The organism is Mycobacterium montefiorense, assembly GCF_003112775.1.
Taxonomy (GTDB): domain Bacteria; phylum Actinomycetota; class Actinomycetes; order Mycobacteriales; family Mycobacteriaceae; genus Mycobacterium; species Mycobacterium montefiorense.
Window position 1 is genome coordinate 92,571 of the sequence record NZ_BFCH01000036.1, and the last position, 22,250, is coordinate 114,820.

A 22,250-nucleotide genomic window follows, 5' to 3' on the forward strand; every position below is an offset into this window, starting at 1 on the left:
TGGACGCACACTCGACACAAGAGGTGAGCTAGAACGTGCTGGTGGGCCGCACGTTGTTGGCCATGTCGACGAGCGTGTAACGATGCCGCTGGGTGGGCGCCACCCGGGCCAGGCTGCGTAGCGATGCCTCGACGCCGAGCCGCAGCCCGTGCTGGGTGAACGGGAAGCCGAGGATGTGGTTGGTACTGGCCTGATTGGCTTCCAGCCAGTCCATCGCACCGCCGAGCACAAGCGCGCGGATCTGCAAGACGCGCGGCTCGGTGGGCGGCAGCGCCTCGACCCGTCGGGCGGCGTCGCGGATCTGCTCCTCGCTGATTTCGTTGGTCGACCGGCCGGACAGCAGCGTCACCGCACTGGTCAGCCGCGCGGTGGTGAAATGCCGTGAAGTCGCCGGCACTTCGTCGAGGGTGCGCACCGCACTCCGTCGATCACCTTCGGCCGAAAGGGATCTCGCCAACCCGAAAGCCGCGGAGATCGCGCCGTCGTTGGTGCGCCACACCGTTTTGTAGAACTTGTCCACGTCGACGTGGCCCGCCAGTTCGCCGGTGGCGGCCAACGCCAATTTCGGGGCCGGCTCGCCGGGGAAGAAATCGAGCACCTCGGTGAAATGTTTGATGGCGGAGTCATAATCGCCAGTGAGCAACTCGGCAACGGCCCGGAACCACACCAGCCGCCAGCGCCAGCCCACCCGCTCGGCCAGGTCGTCGAGTTTGCGGGTGGCCTTGGCGACGTCGCCGAGGTCCAGCAGCGCGCGGACCTCCATCAGTGGCAGCTCGACGGACTCGGCCACGTCGATGCCTTCGGCGGACAGTGAGCCGTGCCGGGCAGCACGCAACGAGTCAAGGGTCTGCACCGGCTGGGAGAGCACCGTCGCCTGCAGCACCGGGGCGGCGACGTCGGTCGGATCGACCAGCGGCACCGACAGCGCGGTCACGATCTCTCGGGCGGTCAGCTTCTCGGAGTGCACCTGCCCGTCCTGATACACGTCGGTGTGTGCGACCGACAGATCCACGCCGAAGGTGGAGCGGCTCGGGCTGAACAGCGTCGACAAGCCGGGCCGGGGCACCCCGGAGTCCTGGGCGACCACCTCGCGCAGCACACCCATCAACTGCGCCGATATCTCTTCGGCGGAGGAGAAGCGGCGCCGCAGGTCGGGGTCGATGGCGCGGCGCAGCAGCCGGCCGAACGAGTCATAGGTGGACAGCACCGGGTCGTCTTCGGGCAGCCCGTCCACGTAACGGCCATTGCGGGTGCGCAGATTCAACGTGAGCGCCGCCAGAGTGCGCCCCACCGTATAGATGTCGGTGGCGATCGTCGGGCCGGTGCGCACGATCTCCGGCGCCTGGTAGCCGGGTGTGCCGTAGAGATAGCCGAACGAGTTCACCCGCGACACCGCGCCCAGGTCGATCAGCTTCAGCTGCTCTTCGGTGAGCATGATGTTCTCTGGCTTGAGGTCGTTGTAGACCAGGCCGATGGAGTGCAGATAACTCAGCGCGGGAAGGATTTCCAGCAGGTAGGCGATGGCCTCGGCGACTTTGAGCCTGCTGTCCTTCTTGCCCCGCTTGAGCGACTGACCGCCGATGTACTCCATCACGATGTAGCCGACCGGAGCACCGTGCCGGTCGGTGTGCTCGACGAAGTTGAAGATCTGCACGATCTGCGGGTGCACCACCTCGGCGAGGAACTGCCGTTCGGCCATCGCGATCGCTTGAGCTTCGGCGTCACCGGAATGCACCAGGCCTTTGAGCACCACCGGGCGGTCGTTGACGTTGTGGTCGACGGCCAGGTACACCCAGCCCAGCCCGCCGTGTGCAATGCAACCCTTGACCTCGTACTGGTGTGCCACGGTGTCGCCGGGACTCAGCTGGGGCAGGAACGAATACGGACTACCGCAGGACGGGCATTTGCCCTCCGAGGCGCCCTTGCCGTCGCCGCGGGACCTGCCCACGGGTTTTCCGCAGTTCCAGCAGAACCGCTTGGCCTCCGGCGCCATCGGGTTGGTCATCAGGGCTTCGACCGGGTCGATGTCGCGCATCCGGCGGATTTCGACCAGCCCACCGCCGAGCTGCCGAGTGGGCGGTAGCACCCGGGTCGCGACGGTCTTGCGGTCTTGCGGTTCGGTGTCTAGGCCGCCGAGCGAGATGTGCGGCAGGTCGTCGTCATCGTCGTCGTCCCAGTCGGGACGGAACAGTGCCTGGGTAGCAAACGCGCGTCCCGTCGTCGCACCGGTCTGTACGTCGGGCGCGTCGGTGCCGGGCTCCAAGTCCTCGGAGCCAGTGACGTCTTCGGCCTCTGCCATCAGTCCACATACCTTGGTACGGGCGGGGAGGGCGCCGGGCCGAGGACCGTTAACCACTTGCGGTACAACGTATTCCAGGTTCCGTCTCGGCGGATGCGGTCCAGCGTGCCGTTGACGAACCGGACCAGCCCGGTGTTGTCCAGGTTGGTCCCGATTCCGTAGGGCTGGGTGGCCATGTTCGGTCCGACGATGTGCAGATACGGGTCCTCTTCGACCAGCCCGGCCAGAATCGAATCGTCGGTGCTGACAGCGTCGATCTCGCGCTGTTGGATGGCCACCAGGCAGTCCGCCCAGTTCACCACTGAGACGATGACCGGGGGCGGGTCGATCTGCCGGATTCGGTGCAACGACGTGGTACCCCTGGCCACGCAGACGCGCTTGCCGGACAAGTCGGCAATTTTTGCGATCGGCGAGTCGCGCGGGGCCAGGATGCGCTGGTTGGCATCGAGGTAGACGGTGGAGAAGTTTACCTCCTTGCGGCGGTCGCAGGTGATGGTCATCGTCTTGACGACGATGTCGACATCGGAGTGCTGCAGCGCGGTGATGCGTTCGTCGGACGACAGGATCCGGTACTCGACATGTGACGGGGCGCCGAAGATGTCACGGGCGATCTCACCGGCGATGTCGACATCGAAACCGGTGATCTCACCGGTGATCGGGTCGCGGAAGCTGAACAGATTGCTGCCGATGTCGAGCCCGACGATCAGCCTGCCGCGGGCCCGGATGTCGGCCACCGCGGCGTCGGCCTCGGGCTTGGTGGCGAAGGGGCGCAGGCTGGCGGTCGCGTTGCAATCCTCACTCGTCGCGTCGGGCGGCAGCGCCGGTTCCGGCGGCAGTTGCTGCATGCCGACCGGGGTGGGCGGCGGCAACGTCGGCGCGGTCGCCACCGTCAGCGATTCGGTGCGCCCGCAACCCGCCAGCACGATCGCCGTGGCGAGCACGGTGCACGCCCGGCGGATCCTGGGCAGACGGTTCATCACCGATACTCTTTCAGCCGCGGCCACAGGCCCAGGGCGACCGCGATGGCGGCACCCAGACTGAGCACCACGCCGCCCACCTGAGCGCCGGACAGCCCGCTGCGCGCGTTGACCACGTCGTTGCGCAGGTGGGTACGGCTTTGGGTCATGGCCTTGCCCAACTGATCTTCCAGCTTGTCGAACGCCGGGGTCGAGTCGTCTTCGGCGCTACCCAGTGCGATCTGAGTCGCGGCGCGGTAGTTACCGACCGAAATGTAGGAGTTGATCCGGTCGTTGGCCTGCCGCCAGCGGACCAACAGCTGATCGGCGCCTTGCAGATCGGCTTTGTCGACGGCATCGTTGCGGGCCATGTAGTGGTTGATCTGCTCATGCATGTAGTCGATGCGCTGGTAGAACGACTGCTTGCGGATCTGCTCATCGCCGCGCCGGATCAGCGACAGCGTCTCGTCGGCTCGGGCTTGCTGCGCGGTGATCGCCACGTTGGTGACGGTCTTGAGCGACGCGGCCGCCGTGTCTTTAGCGCTACGGCTGGCGGTCGTCGAGATTGTTAGCGCAGTTCCGACCCACACCACCATGACGAGAATACCGAGCGCGCCCACCACCAGGCCCGGATTAATTCGTCGCCTGGTGCGCCGGGCCAGCCAGCGATGCGAGAACAGACCGAACACCACCGTGGTGGCGACGACGAGGATCACCGGGGCCGGGAAGTGTGTGGACGCGGTGGTTTCCGAGTCCACCCGCGCTGATGTCGCCTGATAGAGCTGCGCCGCGTCGGGCAGGATCGTGGACTGCATCAGGCCTGACGCTTCCGACAGGTACGACGACCCGACCGGGTTGCCTTCCCGGTTGTTGGTCCGCGCTATCTCGATCAAGCCCGTATAGACCGCCAGCTCCGCATTGATCTTGCCGAGCAGCTGCACCAGCGCCTCGTCGGTCAGCCCGCTCGAAGCTCGGGTCACGGCGACCGCCGCGTCGGTGATGGCCTGTTCGTAGCGCATCCGCACCGGCCACGGCTCGGCTTGGGCGATGAACGCCGTGGCCGCCGCGGCATCCGCCACCGACAGCGTGGTGTAGAGCCGCCCGGCCGCGAACGACAGCGGCTCGGTGTGGTTGAGCACGGTGGACAGCACCTGCTGGCGGTGGTTGATGGTGGTCGAGGTGGCGAAGGCGCTGGAGACTCCGAGCGCGGCCAGGACGATGCCGATCGTCAGGATGCGGCCTGGGGTCGTCGAGATGAACCACCAACGGGGGTGGGCCGGTTCGCCTGGCGACCGCGACCCCAGTGGTTCGGTCGTCGGGTGCGCCAGCTCAACCGTCACGACTGTTACGACCTCATCTCTCGGTCACTGGAATGCGCTGCTCGAACGTGTATAAGCGAATTCTAAGAGAATGTCGGGGCAGATGGGGGGAGGCGGACCCAATTTCGGTGATCGCCTGCATATCCTGAACGCGTGCATGGCGACGGTGACGGATGGGTGATATCCGACGGCGGCGCCCATTACTGGGGTCGATTCGGCGCCGCCGGTTTGCTGCTGCGAGCCCCACGCCCCGACGGTACCCCCGCGGTGCTGCTGCAGCACCGTGCCGTGTGGAGTCATCAGGGCGGCACCTGGGGATTGCCGGGCGGTGCCCGGGATAGCCACGAAACCCCGGAGGAGACGGCGGTTCGCGAAGCGCACGAAGAGGCCGGTCTACTCGCCGAGCGCCTCGCGGTGCGGGCGACCGTGGTCACCGCCGAGGTTGCCGGGCTCGCCGGTACGCACTGGACCTACACCACCGTCGTCGCCGACGCCGGCGAGTTGCTGCACACGGTGCCCAACCGGGAAAGCGCCGAAATGCGCTGGGTCGCCGAGGACGAGGTGGTCGATTTGCCGCTGCATCCGGGTTTCGCCGCCAGCTGGGAGCGGCTGCGCACCGCCCCGGCGCTGGTTCCGCTGGGGCAGGGCGACGAACGGCGCCAGCACCTGCCGCGGACCCTGGAGATCGAGACCGGGGTATTCGTCTGGTGTATGCCGGGTGATGCGGACCAGGCGCCGTCGCAACTGAGTCCCCGCATCAGCTCGCTGCTAGAAGCGCTGACCTGAGCCGGCCGGCCGCGGCCCGCGGGTCTTCGGCCGCGGTGATCGCGCGCACCACCACGATTCGCCGGGCGCCGGCCTCGAGCACTTCGGGCAGCCGCTGCGCGTCGATGCCGCCGATCGCGAACCACGGCTTGCCGGTCGCAAGGGTGGTGGCCGCGCGGACCAGGTTCAGGCCCGGGGCGGTGCGGCCCGGTTTGGTGGGTGTCGGCCAGCACGGGCCGACGCAGAAGTAGTCGGCTGTCCCGCTAGCCGCCGCGGCTGCCTGGTCGGAATCGTGGCTGGACAGGCCGATCAGCGTGTCCGGCCCGGTGATCTCGCGGGCCACGGCCGGCGGCAGGTCGCCCTGTCCCAGGTGCAGCACGTCGGCGCCGGCGACCCGGGCAATGTCGGCGCGGTCGTTGACCGCGAACAGCGTGCCGTGCCGACGGGACGCGTCCGCGAGGATTTCGCAGGCGGCCAGCTCGTCGCGGGCCTCCAGCGGGCCGAAGCGCTGTTCACCGGCCGATCCCTTGTCGCGAAGCTGGATGATGTCCACCCCACCGGCCAGCGCGGCATCGGCGAACTGAGCCAAATCACCGCGCTCGCGGCGCGCATCGGTACACAGATAGAGCCTGGCGGTGCTAAGTCGGGTAACAGGATTGTGCACACCGCGACGCTAGCGCGCTAGCGTAGAACACGAACAACTAAGACACGGGAGTCCCGAGCGCTCTGCGGGGCTGAGAGTGGGCACAGCCGGACCAACCGGAGCTGTCCTTACCGTCACACCTGATCCGGATCATGCCGGCGAAGGGAGGCCAAGGATGCCGACGAACGTGTTGGGCCCACCGGCGGGGTGTTTGGCCGTCATCGGTGGGGGAGTCATCGGGCTGTCGGTGGCCCGCCGCGCCGCGCAGGCCGGATGGTCGGTGCGGGTGCACCGCACCGGCGAGCAGGGCGCGTCCTGGGTCGCCGGTGGCATGCTCGCCCCGCACAGCGAAGGCTGGCCCGGCGAAGAACGCCTACTGCGGCTGGGCCTGGAGTCGCTGCGACTATGGCACCAGGGCGGTTACCTGGATGGGCTGCCGCCCAAGGTGGTCACCGCCCGGGAGTCCCTGGTGGTGGCCGTCGACCGGGCTGACGTCGCCGACCTGCGCACGGTCGCGGATTGGCTGGCCGGCCAGGGGTATCCGGTGGTGTGGGAGCCGGCCGCGCGTGACGTCGAACCCCTTCTGGCGCAAGGTATCCGACATGGCTTCCGGGCGCCCACCGAACTCGCCGTGGACAACCGCGCGGTCCTCGACGCGCTGGCGGCCGAATGCGAACGGCTCGGAGTTCACTGGGCACCGCCGGCGCATGACCTGTCCAGGGTCTCCGGCGATGCGGTGGTGATCGCCAACGGCATTGACGCGCCGGCGCTGTGGCCGGGCCTGCCTCTGCGCCCGGTGAAGGGCGAAGTGCTGCGGCTGCACTGGCGAAAGGGCTGTATGCCATTGCTGCAGCGTGTGATTCGCGCAAGGGTGCACGGGCGTCAGGTGTACGTGGTGCCGCGGGCGGACGGGGTGGTCGTCGGCGCGACGCAGTACGAGCATGGCCGCGATACCGCCCCGGTGGTGTCCGGCGTACGTGACCTGCTTGGCGACGCGTGTGCGGTGCTGCCGGCGCTGGGCGAGTACGAGCTCGCCGAGTGCGCCGCCGGGCTGCGGCCGATGACCCCGGACAACCTGCCCCTGGTGCAACGCCTGGACGAGCGAACTCTGGTCGCCGCGGGGCACGGTCGGTCGGGCTTTCTGCTGGCGCCGTGGACCGCCGAACAGATTGTGTCCGAACTTGTTCCGGTAGGAGTTCGCTGATGATGGTGGTAGTCAACGAAAGTGCGGTCGAGGTCGACGGGCAGACCACCGTCGCCGGGCTGCTGGAGTCGCTGGGCTTTCCCGAATGCGGCATCGCGGTGGCGATGGACGACGCCGTGCTGCCACGGTCCAGTTGGACCACAAAGCTTTTCGACGGTGCTCGGCTCGAGATAGTGACGGCGGTGCAAGGTGGTTGATTCCAAGTTAACGATCGCCGACCGCAGCTTCACCTCGCGGCTGATCATGGGAACCGGTGGAGCGACGAGTCTGGCGGTGCTGCAGGAGGCGCTGACCGCCTCGGGCACCGAGCTGACCACCGTCGCGATGCGCCGGGTCGACGCCGAGGGCGGTACCGGGTTGCTGGACCTGCTCAACCGGCTGGGTATCACGCCGCTGCCCAACACCGCCGGGTGCCGCGGCGCGGCCGAAGCGGTACTCACCGCCCAGCTGGCGCGCGAGGCACTCAACACCAACTGGGTCAAACTCGAAGTGATCGCCGACGAACGCACACTGCTGCCCGATGCGGTCGAATTGGTCCGGGCAGCAGAACAATTGGTCGACGACGGATTCGTCGTGTTGCCCTATACCAACGACGACCCGGCGCTGGCGCACCGACTGGAGGAGGCCGGTTGCGCGGCGGTGATGCCGTTGGGCTCGCCGATTGGAACCGGCTTGGGCATCACCAACCCGCACAACATCGAGATGATCGTCGCTCGGGCCGGCGTTCCGGTGATTCTGGACGCCGGCATCGGCACCGCCAGTGACGCTGCATTGGCGATGGAATTAGGTTGTGATGCTGTGCTGTTGGCCAGCGCGGTGACCCGGGCCACCGATCCGCCCGCGATGGCTGCGGCGATGGCTGCCGCGGTAACCGCCGGCTATCTTGCGCGACGTGCCGGGAGAATCCCGAAACGCTTCTGGGCGCAGGCATCCAGCCCTGACCGATGAAACGGTATGTAGCGCTCGGAAGTTCGATGGCTGCCGGCCCCGGAATCCAGCCGCACGCTCCCGACGCTCCCCGCTGGTCGGGCCGGTCGGCCCGCAACTACGCCCATCTGGTCGCCGAACGGATGAACCTCGAACTGGTCGACGTCACGTTTTCCGGCGCGACCACCGCCCATCTCCTGGCCGATCGCCAGCACAATGCGCCGCCCCAGATCACCGTGCTGGACGGCTCGGAGGACTTGGTCACCGTCACGATCGGCGGCAACGACGTGGGCTACGTTCCGCTGCTGATGGCTGCGGCATTGCCGCGGCCGGCCCGGCGGCTACCGCTGCTGGGCACGCGGATAGCCGAGCTGCTGGACCGCGACGCGCGCGAGCAGGCACTGGCCGAAGTATTCGATTCCTTATGTGCGGTAGGAAAATCGGTCCGCGAGCGCGCTCCACGCGCACGGGTCTTGTTGGTCGACTACCTGACGATACTGCCGCCCGCGGGCTCGCCCGCAGGTCCGATTTCGGATGCGGATGCCGACCTGGGCCGCCACCTGGCGACCACCCTGGAGCGACTCACCGCCGACGCGGCAGTGGTAACCGGCTGCGAGGTGATCGGCGCTGGCGCGGCCAGCCGCGATCACCACGCGTGGTCGGCCGAGCCGTGGACGACTACTCCGGCCAAATATGTTGTGCCGCTGCCAGGTCGGCCAGCACCGCTACATCCCAACGGCGCGGGAATGCGTGCGGTCGCGGAGTTGGTGTCAGCTCAGCTCTGACGATCAGCCGTTGGACTGCCACCATTTGTACAGGGACGCCGTATCGCCATTGGACGCGCGGACGAAGGCCAGCACGTTCTTGGAATCGACCGTCCAGAGCACCTCGGCCTGGCCCGAATCCGTCCCGCACGCAACTTGTCCGGCCGAGTCGGAACTGCCCTGGTGCCATGTGGTGGGCGACTTGGCGTCTCCGCAGTTGGTAAGGGTGTCGCTGCTAATGAGCTTGGTGAACGAGCTTGCTGTGTCGGCGCTGTTGGCGAACAGGAAGTACTTGCCGCCCATCGGACCGGTGGAGTCGGCGCTTTGCCCACACTGCAGCACCGCGACCACGGTGGCGGTAAAGGAGCCTTGTACTTCGGACACCGCCTGCGACGAGCAATTGCTGGTGCTGTAGCCCTTCGAGAGTGCGCTTAAGAGTGTGGCGTTGTTGTCTGCCGTCGCGGTGCCAGTACCGACGCAGAAAAAACTGGCTGTGATCACTGCGGCCGCCGCGGCGCGCAGGGTTTTGGTCGGGTAAGACATCCTCGACTCCTGACATTCGGGTAACCGCCCAGAAGGCTGCGCAGACGTCATTTGTCTTTGCCAGGATTATCGTAGGGCTAAACCACGGCTATGCAACCCGTTCCGGCGCATACCATTTACATCGGCACTATTTCTCCCTCAACTTGAGCGTGGAACCCATTGGGGCCCAACTGCGAAACGTCAGCCGTTGTTTCGCCACCATTGGTAGAGCGACGGGACGTCGCTGCCGGAGGCGCGGATCAGGCCCAGCATGTTTTTGGCGTCATTGGTCCAGATGATTTCGGCATGGCTCTGAAAAGTCCCGCACGCCACCGATCCCGCGTTGGTGGTGGAACTGCCTTGGTGCCATGGAGTGGGTGAGGAAGCATCGCCGCAGTTGCTCAGGCTGTCACCCCCAATGACGGCCTTGAACGAGCTGACCAGATTGCCGCCATTGCCGAAAAGGAAATACTTGCCCAGTACCGGCCCGCTCGGATCGGGGCTCTGCCCGCATTGCAGGTAGGCCAACGCATCGCTGGGAACCGACTGGGCGGTGCAGTTGTTGAGGCCATATCCCTTCGACAGCGAGGCGGCCAAGGTGTTGATATCCGCGGCGCTGCCGGCGTTGGGGTCTGCCGTCGCCGTCGCGGCTCCCGCAAACGCGAAGCCGCCCGCAAGCACCGCGGCCGTTGCGGTGTGCAGCGCATTGGTCAGAGGGAACATCCAACGACTCCTTACAGTTGTCGGAGCAGCCGTGTGTTACCCAAATCGTAGGGCTATGTCGTGGCTCTGTAATACATTCCGCCGGACATTGTCTTTCTGGGCATCAATCGTTGTTGACCGGGGAATCGCCTATTGGCAACGGAAGTGGAACCCACACAATGTATTTCGTCGGCACGTCCGCGTCCCGGATGAACCGGTGATGGGGAGCGCCGCTGCGGCGATGGCGATGTCGAGGATCTCGCCGAACTGATTTTTGCGTACCTAGTGCCGTCGCGACTCAGCTCGGGTAGGGTAAGCACCGCTTCACGCCAGCTAACTTCTCGTGACTGGAGAATCCATGACTGCACAACCGCCACCTCCGGGTTACCCGCCGCAGCAGCCTGCTGGGCAAGCACCGAATAACTATTTGGTGTGGGCCATCCTGGCGACGTTGTTCTGCTTCCCCATCACCGGGATCGTCGCGATCGTGAAGGCCGCCTCGGTCAATGGATTGTGGACGCAGGGCCTGCACGCCGAGGCTCAGGCAGCGTCTGCCAGCGCCCGGAAGTGGTCGATCTGGTCGGTCATTGCCTGGGTTGTCATCGTCATCATCTACGCGATCATCGCGATCGCCGCGGCCATGAGCACGCCGGACGTGAACGCGGCGGCAATGCTTGTGGGGATGCGCTAAACGCGGGTTACGCTCGCGGTCATGCGCCAGGGGCATATCGCGCTTGGGCTCGGCGCCCCGCTGATGGTCGCCGCGTCCACAACGTTGGTCTGTGCCGCCACCTGGGTGGGTGACCCGACCACCCCGGGTGGCCCGCTGCCGATATGCCCCACCAAGGCGTTGCTGGGGATCGACTGTCCCGGATGCGGCAGCCTGCGCATGCTGTATTCGCTGCTGCACGGCAATCTGATGGCCGCCGCCAGGTTCAACGCATTGGGCCTGGTGGCGGTCGTGCTGTTGGTGTGGACGTACCTGGTCTGGACCTACGGCCGGGTGACCGGACGGCGGATCAGAAGCTGGCAGCACCAGCGCTGGGCGGCCTTGGTGGCACTGTCGTTGGTGACGGTTTGGTTTGTGGTGCGCAACATTCCCGTTGCCCCATTCAGCGGGCTGCATGTCTGACGCGATGCCGCGGTGCGCCGAGTGCGCTGACGTGCCATGGGCGTCTAACCTTGGGCGCGATGGTGAACAAATCACGAACGCTGGCGGCGATGCTCGCCACGATCGCCCTCGCCGCCGGGTTGACCGGCTGTTCGGATCGGCCGGCTGACTCCCCGCAGCCGAGCAACCCCGCCGCGGCCGAATTCGCTACCACCTTGCACAACAAGGTCACCGCCGACGCGATGATGGCGCACCTGACAAAACTTCAGGACATCGCCAACGCCAACAATGGCACCCGGGCGGTAGGCACGCCTGGCTATGAAGCCAGCGTCGACTATGTGGTGGACACATTGCGCCACAGCGGTTTTGACGTGCAAACCCCCGAGTTCTCGGCGCGCGTCTTTCACGCTGACAAGCCGGTAGTGACGGTCGCCGGCACGGCCGTCGAAGCCCATGCGCTCGAGTTCAGCCTCGGCACGGGACCCGACGGGGTAAGCGGTCCGCTGCTGACGGTGCCGGCGGGCAACGGTCTGGGTTGTGCGGCATCGGACTACGACAACATTGCGATCAAGGGCGCGGTGGCTTTGGTGGACCGCGGTACCTGCCCGTTCGCGCAGAAGGAGGACGCCGCGGCGCAGCGCGGTGCCGTGGCGATGATCGTTGCCGACAACGTCGACGAGGAGCAGATGGGCGGCACCCTCGGGCCCAACACCGAGGTGAAGATTCCGGCGGTCGGCGTCACCAAGTCCGTCGGAATGCTGCTGCGCGTCCAACCGGGACCGGCGACCATCAAGCTGAACGCCAGCAGCCAGAATTTCAAAGCCCGCAACATCATCGCGCAGACCAAGACGGGCTCGCCCACCGATGTGGTGATGGCGGGCGCGCACCTGGACAGCGTGCCGGAGGGGCCGGGTATCAATGACAATGGCTCTGGCGTCGCCGCGATCTTGGAAACCGCAGTGCAGCTGGGTAATTCGCCACAGGTACACAACGCGGTGCGCTTCGGTTTCTGGGGCGCCGAGGAACTCGGATTGATCGGATCGCGCAACTACGTCGAATCACTTAGCCTCGACGATCTCAAAAACATTGCGTTGTACCTCAACTTCGACATGCTCGCCTCGCCGAACCCCGGTTACTTCACCTATGACGGAGACCAATCCCTGTCCGCGGACACCCGCGGTCAGCCGGTGGTGCCGGAAGGCTCGGCCGGCATCGAGCGCACGCTGGTCGCCTACCTGAAGTCCGCTGGTAAGACCGCGCAGGACACCTCGTTCGACGGGCGCTCCGACTACAACGGCTTCACCCTGGCCGGCATCCCGGCGGGTGGCCTATTCTCCGGTGCGGAAGCCAAAAAGTCCGGCGACCAAGCCAAACTGTGGGGCGGAACCGCGGACGAACCGTTCGATCCCAACTACCACAAGAAGACCGACACCCTCGATCACATCGACCGCGTCTCGCTGGGCATCAACGGCGCCGGCGTCGCCTACGCGGTGGCTCTGTACGCCCAAGACATCACCGGACGAAACGGGGTTCCCGTCATCGGGGACCGCACCCGCCACGTGCTCGCAAAGCCATGAACCAGACCATGATCCGCCGGCTGTGCACAGGCTTGGTGGTGATCGGGCTGGCAGCGGCATGCTCGTCGTCGCACCACGGGCCGCCGGGCGCTGCGCCTGACCTCGGACGGGCGCTGGCCGGAAAGGTCACCGCCGACGGGATGTTCGTGCACCTGCGCGCGCTGCAGGATATCGCCGACGCCAACAAAGGAAACCGGGCAGAGGGGACGCCAGGCTACGATGCAAGCGTCGAATATGTCGCGAAGGCATTGCGCAGCAAAGGGTTTGAAGTAGCCACACCGCAGTTCGACCGGCTCTACGCGGTGTCACCGGGTAAGCCGTCGCTGACGATTGCCGGCAGCAGCTATTCGGTGGAGCAGGCCTCGCTGCTGGTCCGGACTCCGTCCGGTGGCCTTACCGGCCAACCGGTGCGGCCAACCCAACCGTCGGGCTGCGTGGTGAACGATTACCCGGCCATGCTGCCTGCGGGTGCGATCGCGGTCGTCGACGACGCGCACTGCTCAGTGGTCGAAAAGCAGAACAACGCGAAGGCCAAGGGAGCGGCGGCGCTGGTCGTGGTCAGCGCGTCCAACGGCCAGGGCGCCCCGCCCACGTTGTTCAACCCCGGTTACTACAAGCAACTGAACATGCCGGTCGCAATCGTGGGCAGCTACGGCGGCAGCGTGCTCTCGCACGCCACCGCGCCGGTACGGCTGGTGCTGGACGCCGAGAATCTCAAGATCACCTCCCGAAACGTGCTGGCGCAGACCAAGACCGGCTCGCCGCGAGACGTGATCATGGTCGGTGCTCATCTCGACGGCCCGCGCAGCGGCCCGGGCATCAACGACAACGGGTCCGGCGTGGCCGCGACACTGGAAACCGCACTGCAGCTGGGCCCGTTGGCGCCGGTGAACAACGCGGTGCGCTTCGTGTTCTGGGGAGCCGACGAGGACGGCCTCAACGGCGTCATGGATTACGTGTTCGGCCTGGACGACGAGCAGCTCAACGACATCGCGATGTACCTGAACTTCAACCTGCTCGGTTCGCCGAACGCCGGCTTCTTCACCGACGACGGCGATCAATCCGGCCCGCCCGGCCAGGGCGTTGCGTTCGGTGACGTGCCCGCGGGGTCGGCGGGTATTGAGCGCACGCTGTCCGGCTACCTCAATCTGGCGGGCAAGCGGCCCGCCGACATGCCGCTGGGCACCCGGACCGACTACCACCCCTTCATGGTCGCGGGCGTACCGATCGGCGGCATGAGCACCGGCGCATCCCAGCTGAAAACCCCTGTGCAAGCTCGCCTGTGGGGCGGTCAGACCGGTGTCGGGTTCGATCCCAACTTCCAGACCCCGCGGGACACGGTCGACAACATCAACCGGGAAGCATTGGCCGTCATGGGCTCTGGCGTGGCATTTGCCGTGGGCAGCTACGCCGAGTCGATAACAGGCGTCAACGGCGTCCCACCCCACGACAAACGGCATCGAACCCGGGTACCCTAGCGGCGTTTGCTGGGTCTCACATTTTCGCTCCGCGGAGTCATCCAGCGGATCTAGAATGAGAACCCTTTGATGCTGCCGTGCAGCCGGTCGGGATGAGGTAGGTCATGATGAACCGCGGGCAAACTCGACGTCGGTGCCACGGCTATCGCCGGCGCACCGTGACCGGTTCGCTTCAGGCGGTAATTGCCTGTGCAGCGGCGGTGCTCGTGGTAGCGGGGTGCACCACCGTCCTCGAAGGGCGGGCCTTGTCGATGCTCAACGACCCATTCCATGTCGGGGACCTTCGGGCTACCAACGGTCCCAGTGGGCCGCGCCCGAACGGACCCGCGACCGACGGCACCGTGGTCAACACCGACAACGGGGCGATCGACAAGTTGGCGTTGCTGTCGGTCAACGACATTGAGGACTACTGGAAATCGACGTACAGCGAGTCGCTGAAGGGAACCTTCCTTCCCGTCGCCAAACTCGTCTCTTACGACTCCAACGATCCGAGCAGCCCCATCGTTTGCCACAACGAAACGTACAAGCTCGTCAACGCCTTTTTCACGTCGCGCTGCAACCTGATCGCCTGGGATCGCGGGGTGTTCATGCCTGTCGCGCAACGCTATTTCGGCGACATGTCCGTCCCCGGTGTGCTGGCGCACGAGTTCGGACACGCGTTGCAGCAGATGGCGAAACTGGTGACGAAAAAGGACCCCACCATCGTTCGTGAGCAGCAGGCCGACTGCTTCGCCGGCGTCTATCTGTATTGGGTTGCCGCCGGCAAGTCGCCGCGCTTCACGCTGAGTACCGCCGACGGGCTCGACCATGTGTTAGCCGGGATCATCACCACCCGTGACCCGGTGATGGATGCCGACACCGAGAACGACGACGAGCACGGCTCCGCCCTGGATCGGGTCGGTGCCTTCCAGATGGGCTTCATCAGCGGCGCATCGGCCTGCGCCGGGATCAATCAGCAGGAAATCACCCAGCGCCGCGGCGACCTGCCCAAGGCATTGCAGACCGATCCGAACGGCGAGCAGGAGACGGGTGAGGTTCCGATCAACGAAGACACCTTGTCGACGCTGATGGAGCTGTTGGGCAAGGTGTTCTCACCGAAGAACCCGCCGACGCTGTCGTTCAAGACGGACGGGTGCCCCGACGCGAAGCCCAGCCCGCCGGCGTCCTACTGCCCGGCCACCAACACGATCATGGTTGACCTGGCCGGGCTGGCGGCGTTGGCGAAAGTGTCCGACGAGAATCAACACACCTTGCCGCAAGGTGACGACACCGCGCTGTCGATCGTGATGTCCAGATACGCGCTTGCGGCACAGCATGAACGCGGTCTGCCGATGCAGAGCCCGTGGACAGCGCTACGGACTGCGTGTCTGACCGGTTTGGTGCACCGGAAGATGGCTGAACCGATCGACACCCCCTCGCACAAGGAGTTGTTGTTGACCGCCGGTGATCTCGACGAGGCCGTCGCCGGCTTGCTCACCAATCGCATGGTCGCCAGCGATGCGGACGGGACCAGCGTGCCGGCCGGCTTCACACGAATAGCGGCGTTCCGTGGCGGCGTGGCCGGCAACATGGATGCGTGCTACTCGCGCTACCCCTTGTGAGCCCCGAAATTCCTTCGCGACAAGGCAGGACGCCCAGCGTAGAGTATGGTCCACTCGATTTGAGGAGGCGTCTGTGACGGAAGAACCGCCTAGCTATCCGCCGCCACCGGGCGACTCGGGATATCCCCGGCCGGGGCAAGGGTATTCGCCCCCGCCGGGGCCGAGCTATCCGCCGCCACCGGGCCCGGGCTACCCACCTCCTGCGGGAGCGGGTTATCCGCCACCGCCGGGTCCCGGTTACCCGCCGGCCGTCGGCACCAATGGCATGGCCATCGCATCGTTGGTCTGCTCGTTGTTGGGCTGGCTCTGCGGCATCGGACCCATCCTGGGCATCATCTTCGGCATCGTCGCGCTGAGCAAGATCAAGCAGACCGGTGAAGGCGGGCGCGGGTTGGCCATTGCCGGAATAGCTATCGGTGCGGTGCTGATCGTGTTCGGCATCATTGGCGGGATCTTCTCGGTTATCAGCGGGAGCATGGAACACCACCGGTATTCCGGGGCTCCGGCCGTGGTCCTCGTCATCGACTCCGTTGCACCGCCGGCTATCCTAGGCATCGCCGCTTAAATACTCAGGCGCTCAGCCGATCTCAGGGCTATCGGCGTCAGGTCATGCAGACATTGGAAAACATCAGCACCGGCCAGGAGACGATCGAGCCGAGAAACGACACCACCAGGTCCGCGCCCTGCATACCACGAAGATGGTTGGTGTGTGTCGATGACCAGATTAGGCCGACGATCGAGTAGGGAATCCCGAGCAGCACCGCGAGTGCGATCCACTCGGCCACCGTCATCTCGTAGTTCAGCAGTTGGCGCAGCTTGGTGATCAACCACCCCACCCCTTCCCGGTGTCTCACCTATCGTTACGCATATGGCAGCGTTAGCGGCAGGAATGGCTCGCATTCGGCGTGGGCTGGCGCATCGGGTGTCGGTCCAAGCGCTGATCGAGTTGGCCGTCTGGCTCGCCCTGCCGTACCTGGTCATCGGCTTCGTCTGGGCCTTCTTCCACGCCGATCGGGTTCTCGAACTCCAAGCCGAATGGGACAAGGTGATTCCCACGGGTTCGGACGCCGCCGCGTTCGGCGAAGCCGCTGCGCTGTGGCCGGCGATTCTGCTGCTTCCCACCACGTGCACACTGCCGGGGTCCTAACGCGTCAGTGCAACAGCCGCAACGCCGCGTCGACCGCGAGCGCGGGCACATCGAGGGTCTTGGAGCGCAAGTCGTGCCGCGCACCGGCGATTTCGGCGATTTCCGTCGGTGCGGCGATCAACGCGGCGGCATCGCGCAGCTCGGCCGGCGTGCCGAACGGGTCCGACGTTCCGTGCGTGAACACGGTCGGCACCCGGATATTCCGCAGATGTTCGGTGCGGGGGCGTTCCGGCTTGCCCGGCGGATGGACCGGATAGGAGAACAGCGTCAAGACGTCGACCTGCGCCGGGTCGGTCTCGGCCACCACCATCGACGTCTGCCGGCCTCCATAGGAGTGTCCGCCCGCGACCAGCGGGCCACTGGAAAGGTGGCGGCACAAGGTGATTGCCTCTTCGATTCCGGCGCGATCGGTTGCCGCCGAGCCCGAAGGCGGACCTTTGGGCCGGCGGCGCCGGTAAGGCAGGTTATAGCGCACCGCCAGCCAGCCGCGCAGCGCCCACTCATCGCAAATCCGTTGCAGCAGTTCGGATTCACGGTCTCCTCCGGCGCCGTGAGTGAGTACCACTATCCCTTTTGGGCTATCCGCGGGTTCATGCGCGATGCCCGCGATCTGGTCGAGATTCATGCGCCCGACGACGATATGGTCCGGGACGGAGCCAGGTGGGGGTACCACCCGCGTGCGGGGGAGAGGCGGGCAATCATGACAGCCGAAACAACGGGGAGACCGGGCCGTGGCCGTGGCCGAGCGGATAGGCGGCACGTAGGCACTCGGTGACCCAGTGCTTCCCGAACTCGACGGCCTGGGGCATGGTGAGGTCGTGGGCTAGCGCGCAGGCGATCGCGGCCGCCAGGGTGTCACCGCCGCCGTGGTCGTTGCCGGTCGTGATCCGCTGCGCATCGAACTCGTGGAAGTCCGTACCGTCATACAGCAAGTCGCAGCTGCGCTGCGACGACCGCAGATGACCGCCCTTGACCAGGACCCACCGTGGGCCCAGCGCATGGAGTGTCTTCGCCGCGGCGCGCTGCGATTCGGTGTCCACCACGTCGATGCCTACCAGCAGGCGCACCTCGTCGAGATTCGGTGTCACCAGCGTGGCCAACGGAAACAGTTGATTGCGAAGCGAATCCAGCGCCGCCGGCGCCATCAGCGCGTCGCCGTGCATGGATGCGGCTACCGGGTCGACGACCAGCGGCACGGTCAGCTCGAGCCGGCGCCAGGTGCTTGCCACCGTGTCAATGATGCGCGGCGACGCCAACATTCCGGTCTTGGCGGCCTGGATGCCGATGTCGGTGACCACCGCTTCGATCTGGCCGGCGACGACATCGTCGGGAACCTCGTGAAAGCTCTTGACTCCCAACGTGTTCTGTACGGTGACTGCCGTGACCGCGATGCACGCGTGCACGCCCAGCATCGCGATGGTGCGCATGTCGGCTTCGATGCCGGCGCCGCCCCCCGAGTCCGACCCGGCGATGGACAGCACGCAACGCGGCGTCGTGCCCGGCGGTGGCAGCGGCAGGAAGCTCACTGGGTGATCGGCAGATACACCCGATTGCCGTGGTCGGCGAATTCGGCCGACTTCTCCGCCATCCCGGTGGCGAACATGGCCTCGATGTCCTCTTCGGTTTCCAGTCCGTGTTTTGCTGCGTAGTCGCGCACGTCTTGCGTGATGCGCATCGAGCAGAACTTCGGGCCGCACATCGAGCAGAAGTGCGCCGTCTTGGCGGGCTCGGCCGGCAGCGTCTCGTCGTGGTATTCCCGCGCGGTGTCGGGATCCAACGACAGCGCGAACTGGTCGTTCCAGCGGAACTCGAAACGCGCCGTGCTCAAGGCGTTGTCGCGATCTTGGGCGTGCGGGTGTCCCTTCGCCAGGTCGCCGGCATGTGCGGCGATCTTGTAGGCGATTACCCCAACCTTGACGTCATTGCGGTCCGGCAGGCCCAGGTGCTCCTTTGGGGTCACATAGCAAAGCATCGCGGTACCGGCCTGGGCGATGATGGCCGCCCCGATCGCCGAGGTGATGTGGTCGTAGGCCGGCGCGATGTCGGTGGCCAGCGGGCCCAGCGTGTAGAACGGGGCCTCCTCGCACCACTCCTCTTCCAGTCGCACGTTCTCGACGATCTTGTGCATCGGAACGTGTCCCGGGCCCTCGATCATCACCTGCACGCCATGGGATTTTGCGATCTTGGTCAGCTCGCCCAGGGTGCGCAGCTCGGCGAATTGCGCCGCGTCGTTGGCGTCGGCGATCGAGCCCGGTCGCAGTCCGTCGCCAAGGGAATAGGTGACGTCGTAACGGGCAAAAATCTCGCAGAGCTCGTCGAAGTTGGTGTACAGGAACGACTCCCGGTGGTGCGCCAGGCACCAGGCGGCCATGATGGAGCCGCCGCGGGACACGATGCCGGTGACGCGCTTGGCGGTCAGCGGGACGTAGCGCAGCAGCACGCCGGCATGCACGGTCATGTAGTCCACACCCTGCTCGCATTGCTCGATCACGGTGTCGCAGTAAAGCTCCCAGCTCAGCTCGGTCGGGTCGCCCTTGGTCTTTTCCAGCGCCTGGTAGATCGGCACGGTGCCGACCGGGACCGGTGAGTTGCGCATGATCCACTCGCGGGTTTCGTGAATGTTCTTGCCGGTAGACAGGTCCATGATGGTGTCGGCGCCCCACCGGGTGGCCCACACCATCTTGTCGACTTCCTCGGCGATCGACGACGTCACCGCCGAGTTGCCGATGTTGGCGTTGACCTTGGTCGCGAAGGCCTTGCCGATGATCATCGGCTCGATCTCGGGGTGGTTGTGGTTGGCCGGGATGACCGCACGCCCGCGGGCAACCTCGTCGCGCACCAGCTCGGCGGGCATGCCTTCGCGGGCCGCGATGAACGCCATCTCCGCGGTGATCTCGCCGGCCCGGGCACGCTGCAGCTGAGTGCCGCGGTCACGGACCAGGCCGGGCCGCCCCGGTAGCCCGGCCGCCAGGTCGATCGTCGCGCCCGGATCGGTGTAGGGCCCCGAAGTGTCGTAGAGATCGAAGTCGTCTCCGGTGGACAGGTGCACCCGCCGCAGTGGCACCCGGAGTTTGGTCCCGTCCGGGCTTTCTATTTCGCGGTAAGCCTTGCTGCTGCCTGCGATCGGTCCGGTGGTGACGGATGGTTCGACGGTAACGGTCATTTTCATCTCCCTACGCCGGCATTACCCGGTCAGGTTCGTACGGTCGACGGCCCCAAGCCGTCCTCTCAGCACACTCGGCGTGCGCTCCCGCGGTTTTTATTTTTGGGTGGCTAAAACCGCCCGCACGCGACGTTACTCCCACGACGGCCCTGCTGCGCCGCACGGGCGCAGCAGCCGTCCAGATTGCGAAGACATCGCCCAGGTCGGGCCGCTGAAACGGTTCCTGATAAGCGGATCCCACTGGCGGAAACACGCTGGAGTGGAATGATGAACGAGTGCAGCAGCCCAAGGAAGCGGGCGCCGCGACCTTCACCCGGACGCGGAATCAGCCGACCAGCGTGACCGGGGACGCCGCGCTGACGTACCTGAACGTCGGCAGTTTCCGGTTCTGGTTCGACGGTGAGCGCTGGGAGTGGTCCGACGAGGTTGCGCGGATGCACGGTTACGAGCCCGGCACGGTAGCGCCGACCACCGAATTGATGTTGTCGCACAAGCATCCCGAAGACCGCCAACACGTCCGGGATCTGCTCCACCACGCATTGCATTCCGGCGAGTCGTTCTCGAGCCGTCACCGGTTTGTCGACACGAGCGGGGGCGTGCACGAGGCGGTCGTCGTGGCCGATCGGATTGTGGACTCGTCGGGTGCGGTGTCGGGGACGGCCGGCTATTACATCGACCTCACGGGCGTTGACGAAGCCTTTCACGAGAGCCGCCAGGAAGTGCTCGACGAGGCGTTGCCGGATCTGTTCGAAAACCGCGCGGCTATCGAGCAGGCCAAGGGCGTGATGATGGCCGTCTACCGGGTCAGCGCCGACCAGGCGTTCCGGGTGTTGCAGTGGCGTTCACAAGAGACCAATATCAAGCTGCGCACGCTGGCCAAGCAACTGATCCACGAGGTCAGCACCCTGCCACCGATGTCAGCGGCCGTCCAGAGCCAGGTCGACCACCTGTTGCTGACGATTCACGAGCGAATTCACGTCGACAACGGCCGTTAGCGGCGCTAGACCTCTTCCATCGCTTCGCCGATCTCTTCAAGCAGCCGGTTGTGGTGATTGCTGGCCAGCACGTGTCCGGCCGCGATGACCAGGGCGACCGGCCAGTCGATGAGTTCCACGGCGGCCAGGGCGGCTAGACCGCCGTAGTAAGCGAGCTGTTCGGGCCGCGGAATCTCGGTCTGGCCGACCAGGGGCAGATTTACCACGAAGGTTTCGCCTTCGCGAACTTTCTCCACCGCATCGCGCTGAGACGTTGCCCGGCGAGCTTTCTTTTCCGCCATCATTTGCCTTTCAGTAACGAAGCGTTTCCCAATTCGCCGAGTGACTTGGTCACCGTCAGACCTATGTCGACGACCGACTCCCTGGCCGATCCGATATTTTCGTCTGTTGCTTCGGTGCTCAGAGTGCCGCTGCTTGAACTCTATGCGCTTCTGTGGCGCGTCGGAATCGTGGAGATTGTCGAGCCCGATCGCAGGTATCGCAGGTATCCACGGTTTTCGTCCCGGGTAGCTCCGCGGCCGAAAGCAAGGCTCTGTCCCGACCCGTCCGCACACGGTTCAGGAAGGCCGCACCGGCGGCCGCAGCGCGCGTCGGCGTGAGTCGGACCGCTGTCAGTTGGTGCTGCGCAACTCGGCGGTGCCCGCCCGACGTCCTGCCGTCTTCTTGGCGGGCGACTTGGCAGCGGATTTTCGCGGTGCGGCCTTTTGTGACGTCGGCTCGGTGGGCACCGGTTTGAGGCTGGCCTTCGCCGGCGCCGGTGGCTTCTGATTCAGCCGGCGCAACACCAACGCGCCGCCACCGACGGCCAACAGCACCGGCCACTCGACCAGCCCGGCAAAGCCAAGCGCGCCGATGGCCAGTGCGGCGGCAGGTGTCGAATGACTACCTGAGTTGATGCCGCGCTTGATGCCCTCGGCGGCTCCGGTTACGCCACCGACGATTCCGTTGACTGCAGCACCTCCGACGGCGCCGGCGGCCGCGGTAGCCGCATCTGCCGCGCGATTAACTGTTTTCCCTACGTTGCGGACTGCCCCTCCGACGACACCCATGATGACTCCCGGTTCCTCGGTTGCTCTC

The 22,250-nt window shown here is 65.9% G+C and carries 26 protein-coding genes and 1 riboswitch; of the genes, 14 read left to right on the top strand and 12 right to left on the bottom strand.

Translation table 11 applies throughout. The features are described 5' to 3' along the window. Positions 1-28 precede the first annotated feature (28 nt). The 3 genes from DB708_RS24145 to glnX are packed head-to-tail and all read right to left on the bottom strand — an operon-like array spanning position 29 to position 4,595. On the bottom strand, positions 29-2,299 hold the full coding sequence (locus DB708_RS24145) for a serine/threonine-protein kinase PknG (protein ID WP_108925995.1): 2,271 nt from the start codon (positions 2,297-2,299) through the stop codon (positions 29-31). Next, on the bottom strand, positions 2,299-3,276 hold the full coding sequence (locus DB708_RS24150) for a glutamate ABC transporter substrate-binding protein (RefSeq protein WP_108925996.1): 978 nt from the start codon (positions 3,274-3,276) through the stop codon (positions 2,299-2,301). Before DB708_RS24150 ends, DB708_RS24145 begins: the two co-directional genes overlap by 1 nt. Continuing rightward, on the bottom strand, positions 3,276-4,595 hold the full coding sequence (gene glnX, locus DB708_RS24155) for a protein kinase G-activating protein GlnX (RefSeq protein WP_108925997.1): 1,320 nt from the start codon (positions 4,593-4,595) through the stop codon (positions 3,276-3,278). Before glnX ends, DB708_RS24150 begins: the two co-directional genes overlap by 1 nt. Positions 4,596-4,727: 132 nt before the next feature. On the opposite strand from glnX, the gene DB708_RS24160 reads away from it, so the two are divergent. After that, complete coding sequence (locus DB708_RS24160) at positions 4,728-5,360, top strand: NUDIX hydrolase (protein ID WP_108925998.1); 633 nt, start codon at positions 4,728-4,730, stop codon at positions 5,358-5,360. Here the strand turns inward: DB708_RS24160 and thiE are convergent. Next, complete coding sequence (gene thiE / locus DB708_RS24165; protein WP_108925999.1) at positions 5,332-6,003, bottom strand: thiamine phosphate synthase; 672 nt, start codon at positions 6,001-6,003, stop codon at positions 5,332-5,334. The two genes, DB708_RS24160 and thiE, sit on opposite strands and share 29 nt — an antisense overlap. 154 nt (positions 6,004-6,157) lie before the next feature. On the opposite strand from thiE, the gene thiO reads away from it, so the two are divergent. From thiO to DB708_RS24185, 4 genes are read left to right on the top strand one after another with little or no spacing between them, the layout of a single operon-like run. Beyond that, the gene (thiO, locus tag DB708_RS24170; protein WP_108926000.1) at positions 6,158-7,186 is read left to right on the top strand and encodes a glycine oxidase ThiO; all 1,029 of its coding nucleotides are present in this window, start codon (positions 6,158-6,160) and stop codon (positions 7,184-7,186) included. Next, positions 7,186-7,383 (top strand): sulfur carrier protein ThiS, encoded by a 198-nt coding sequence (gene thiS, locus DB708_RS24175; protein WP_108926001.1) that lies wholly within the window; start codon positions 7,186-7,188, stop codon positions 7,381-7,383. The genes thiO and thiS overlap by 1 nt, the downstream gene beginning before the upstream one ends. Next, positions 7,376-8,134 carry a thiazole synthase gene (thiG, locus tag DB708_RS24180; protein ID WP_108926002.1) on the top strand — a complete coding sequence of 253 codons (759 nt, stop codon included), beginning with the start codon at positions 7,376-7,378 and terminating at the stop codon, positions 8,132-8,134. Before thiS ends, thiG begins: the two co-directional genes overlap by 8 nt. Then, on the top strand, positions 8,131-8,898 hold the full coding sequence (locus DB708_RS24185; RefSeq protein ID WP_108926003.1) for an SGNH/GDSL hydrolase family protein: 768 nt from the start codon (positions 8,131-8,133) through the stop codon (positions 8,896-8,898). Before thiG ends, DB708_RS24185 begins: the two co-directional genes overlap by 4 nt. Before the next feature lie 3 nt (positions 8,899-8,901). Here the strand turns inward: DB708_RS24185 and DB708_RS24190 are convergent, their stop codons facing one another. After that, positions 8,902-9,420 carry a serine/threonine protein kinase gene (locus DB708_RS24190; RefSeq protein WP_108926004.1) on the bottom strand — a complete coding sequence of 173 codons (519 nt, stop codon included), beginning with the start codon at positions 9,418-9,420 and terminating at the stop codon, positions 8,902-8,904. Between the two features lie 180 nt (positions 9,421-9,600). Continuing rightward, positions 9,601-10,122 carry a serine/threonine protein kinase gene (locus tag DB708_RS24195; RefSeq protein WP_108926005.1) on the bottom strand — a complete coding sequence of 174 codons (522 nt, stop codon included), beginning with the start codon at positions 10,120-10,122 and terminating at the stop codon, positions 9,601-9,603. Between the two features lie 337 nt (positions 10,123-10,459). Here DB708_RS24195 and DB708_RS24200 point away from each other — a divergent pair, with 337 nt between their 5' ends. The 6 genes from DB708_RS24200 (at position 10,460) to DB708_RS24225 (ending at position 16,433) form a co-directional block, all read left to right on the top strand. Continuing rightward, positions 10,460-10,792 carry a CD225/dispanin family protein gene (locus tag DB708_RS24200; protein ID WP_108926006.1) on the top strand — a complete coding sequence of 111 codons (333 nt, stop codon included), beginning with the start codon at positions 10,460-10,462 and terminating at the stop codon, positions 10,790-10,792. Positions 10,793-10,813: 21 nt separating this feature from the next. Further along, positions 10,814-11,233 carry a DUF2752 domain-containing protein gene (locus DB708_RS24205; protein WP_235616926.1) on the top strand — a complete coding sequence of 140 codons (420 nt, stop codon included), beginning with the start codon at positions 10,814-10,816 and terminating at the stop codon, positions 11,231-11,233. Between the two features lie 59 nt (positions 11,234-11,292). Beyond that, a complete protein-coding gene (locus tag DB708_RS24210; RefSeq protein ID WP_108926007.1) occupies positions 11,293-12,789 on the top strand; it encodes a M28 family metallopeptidase in 1,497 nt (498 codons plus the stop codon). A gap of 8 nt (positions 12,790-12,797) precedes the next feature. After that, positions 12,798-14,267, top strand: a complete 1,470-nt coding sequence (locus DB708_RS24215; protein ID WP_108926274.1) for a M28 family peptidase — start codon at positions 12,798-12,800, stop codon at positions 14,265-14,267. Between the two features lie 104 nt (positions 14,268-14,371). Further along, a complete protein-coding gene (locus tag DB708_RS24220; protein WP_201263608.1) occupies positions 14,372-15,868 on the top strand; it encodes a neutral zinc metallopeptidase in 1,497 nt (498 codons plus the stop codon). A 73-nt stretch (positions 15,869-15,941) separates the two neighbouring features. Further along, complete coding sequence (locus tag DB708_RS24225; RefSeq protein WP_235616927.1) at positions 15,942-16,433, top strand: DUF4190 domain-containing protein; 492 nt, start codon at positions 15,942-15,944, stop codon at positions 16,431-16,433. Between the two features lie 37 nt (positions 16,434-16,470). On the opposite strand, the gene DB708_RS24230 is transcribed toward DB708_RS24225, so the two are convergent. Beyond that, positions 16,471-16,659 (bottom strand): hypothetical protein, encoded by a 189-nt coding sequence (locus tag DB708_RS24230; RefSeq protein WP_372510866.1) that lies wholly within the window; start codon positions 16,657-16,659, stop codon positions 16,471-16,473. A gap of 77 nt (positions 16,660-16,736) precedes the next feature. Here DB708_RS24230 and DB708_RS24235 point away from each other — a divergent pair, with 77 nt between their 5' ends. Beyond that, positions 16,737-17,015, top strand: coding sequence for a hypothetical protein (locus DB708_RS24235; RefSeq protein ID WP_108926009.1), 279 nt, complete (start codon positions 16,737-16,739; stop codon positions 17,013-17,015). Between the two features lie 4 nt (positions 17,016-17,019). Here the strand turns inward: DB708_RS24235 and DB708_RS24240 are convergent, their stop codons facing one another. From DB708_RS24240 to thiC, 3 genes are all read right to left on the bottom strand, one after another. Next, the gene (locus DB708_RS24240; protein WP_108926010.1) at positions 17,020-17,640 is read right to left on the bottom strand and encodes an alpha/beta hydrolase family protein; all 621 of its coding nucleotides are present in this window, start codon (positions 17,638-17,640) and stop codon (positions 17,020-17,022) included. A 73-nt stretch (positions 17,641-17,713) separates the two neighbouring features. Next, the gene (thiD, locus tag DB708_RS24245; RefSeq protein WP_108926011.1) at positions 17,714-18,541 is read right to left on the bottom strand and encodes a bifunctional hydroxymethylpyrimidine kinase/phosphomethylpyrimidine kinase; all 828 of its coding nucleotides are present in this window, start codon (positions 18,539-18,541) and stop codon (positions 17,714-17,716) included. Beyond that, a complete protein-coding gene (gene thiC / locus DB708_RS24250; protein WP_108926277.1) occupies positions 18,538-20,178 on the bottom strand; it encodes a phosphomethylpyrimidine synthase ThiC in 1,641 nt (546 codons plus the stop codon). The genes thiD and thiC overlap by 4 nt, the downstream gene beginning before the upstream one ends. Continuing rightward, a riboswitch (TPP riboswitch) is annotated at positions 20,169-20,279 on the bottom strand. It overlaps the preceding gene by 10 nt. A 174-nt stretch (positions 20,280-20,453) precedes the next feature. Here thiC and DB708_RS24255 point away from each other — a divergent pair. Then, positions 20,454-21,173, top strand: coding sequence for a PAS and ANTAR domain-containing protein (locus DB708_RS24255; RefSeq protein ID WP_108926012.1), 720 nt, complete (start codon positions 20,454-20,456; stop codon positions 21,171-21,173). Positions 21,174-21,178: 5 nt separating this feature from the next. Here the strand turns inward: DB708_RS24255 and DB708_RS24260 are convergent, their stop codons facing one another. Further along, positions 21,179-21,454 carry a hypothetical protein gene (locus tag DB708_RS24260; protein ID WP_108926278.1) on the bottom strand — a complete coding sequence of 92 codons (276 nt, stop codon included), beginning with the start codon at positions 21,452-21,454 and terminating at the stop codon, positions 21,179-21,181. Between the two features lie 63 nt (positions 21,455-21,517). Here DB708_RS24260 and DB708_RS28040 point away from each other — a divergent pair, with 63 nt between their 5' ends. Next, positions 21,518-21,772, top strand: coding sequence for an Rv1535 domain-containing protein (locus DB708_RS28040; protein WP_108926013.1), 255 nt, complete (start codon positions 21,518-21,520; stop codon positions 21,770-21,772). Between the two features lie 12 nt (positions 21,773-21,784). Here DB708_RS28040 and DB708_RS24270 read toward each other — a convergent pair whose 3' ends face one another. Continuing rightward, on the bottom strand, positions 21,785-22,222 hold the full coding sequence (locus DB708_RS24270; protein ID WP_108926014.1) for a hypothetical protein: 438 nt from the start codon (positions 22,220-22,222) through the stop codon (positions 21,785-21,787). Positions 22,223-22,250: the final 28 nt, after the last annotated feature.

Bases quoted from the DNA above. Each gene is read 5' to 3' on its own strand.
- DB708_RS24145 (WP_108925995.1), bottom strand. From the start codon at position 2,299: ATGGCAGAGGCCGAAGACGTCACTGGCTCCGAGGACTTGGAGCCCGGC.
- DB708_RS24150 (WP_108925996.1), bottom strand. From the start codon at position 3,276: ATGAACCGTCTGCCCAGGATCCGCCGGGCGTGCACCGTGCTCGCCACG.
- thiO (WP_108926000.1), top strand. From the start codon at position 6,158: ATGCCGACGAACGTGTTGGGCCCACCGGCGGGGTGTTTGGCCGTCATC.
- thiS (WP_108926001.1), top strand. From the start codon at position 7,186: ATGATGGTGGTAGTCAACGAAAGTGCGGTCGAGGTCGACGGGCAGACC.
- DB708_RS24185 (WP_108926003.1), top strand. From the start codon at position 8,131: ATGAAACGGTATGTAGCGCTCGGAAGTTCGATGGCTGCCGGCCCCGGA.
- DB708_RS24190 (WP_108926004.1), bottom strand. From the start codon at position 9,420: ATGTCTTACCCGACCAAAACCCTGCGCGCCGCGGCGGCCGCAGTGATC.
- DB708_RS24195 (WP_108926005.1), bottom strand. From the start codon at position 10,122: ATGTTCCCTCTGACCAATGCGCTGCACACCGCAACGGCCGCGGTGCTT.
- DB708_RS24200 (WP_108926006.1), top strand. From the start codon at position 10,460: ATGACTGCACAACCGCCACCTCCGGGTTACCCGCCGCAGCAGCCTGCT.
- DB708_RS24205 (WP_235616926.1), top strand. From the start codon at position 10,814: ATGCGCCAGGGGCATATCGCGCTTGGGCTCGGCGCCCCGCTGATGGTC.
- DB708_RS24210 (WP_108926007.1), top strand. From the start codon at position 11,293: ATGGTGAACAAATCACGAACGCTGGCGGCGATGCTCGCCACGATCGCC.
- DB708_RS24215 (WP_108926274.1), top strand. From the start codon at position 12,798: ATGATCCGCCGGCTGTGCACAGGCTTGGTGGTGATCGGGCTGGCAGCG.
- DB708_RS24220 (WP_201263608.1), top strand. From the start codon at position 14,372: ATGATGAACCGCGGGCAAACTCGACGTCGGTGCCACGGCTATCGCCGG.
- DB708_RS24230 (WP_372510866.1), bottom strand. From the start codon at position 16,659: ATGACGGTGGCCGAGTGGATCGCACTCGCGGTGCTGCTCGGGATTCCC.
- DB708_RS24235 (WP_108926009.1), top strand. From the start codon at position 16,737: ATGGCAGCGTTAGCGGCAGGAATGGCTCGCATTCGGCGTGGGCTGGCG.
- DB708_RS24240 (WP_108926010.1), bottom strand. From the start codon at position 17,640: ATGAATCTCGACCAGATCGCGGGCATCGCGCATGAACCCGCGGATAGC.
- thiC (WP_108926277.1), bottom strand. From the start codon at position 20,178: ATGACCGTTACCGTCGAACCATCCGTCACCACCGGACCGATCGCAGGC.
- DB708_RS24260 (WP_108926278.1), bottom strand. From the start codon at position 21,454: ATGGCGGAAAAGAAAGCTCGCCGGGCAACGTCTCAGCGCGATGCGGTG.
- DB708_RS28040 (WP_108926013.1), top strand. From the start codon at position 21,518: ATGTCGACGACCGACTCCCTGGCCGATCCGATATTTTCGTCTGTTGCT.
- DB708_RS24270 (WP_108926014.1), bottom strand. From the start codon at position 22,222: ATGGGTGTCGTCGGAGGGGCAGTCCGCAACGTAGGGAAAACAGTTAAT.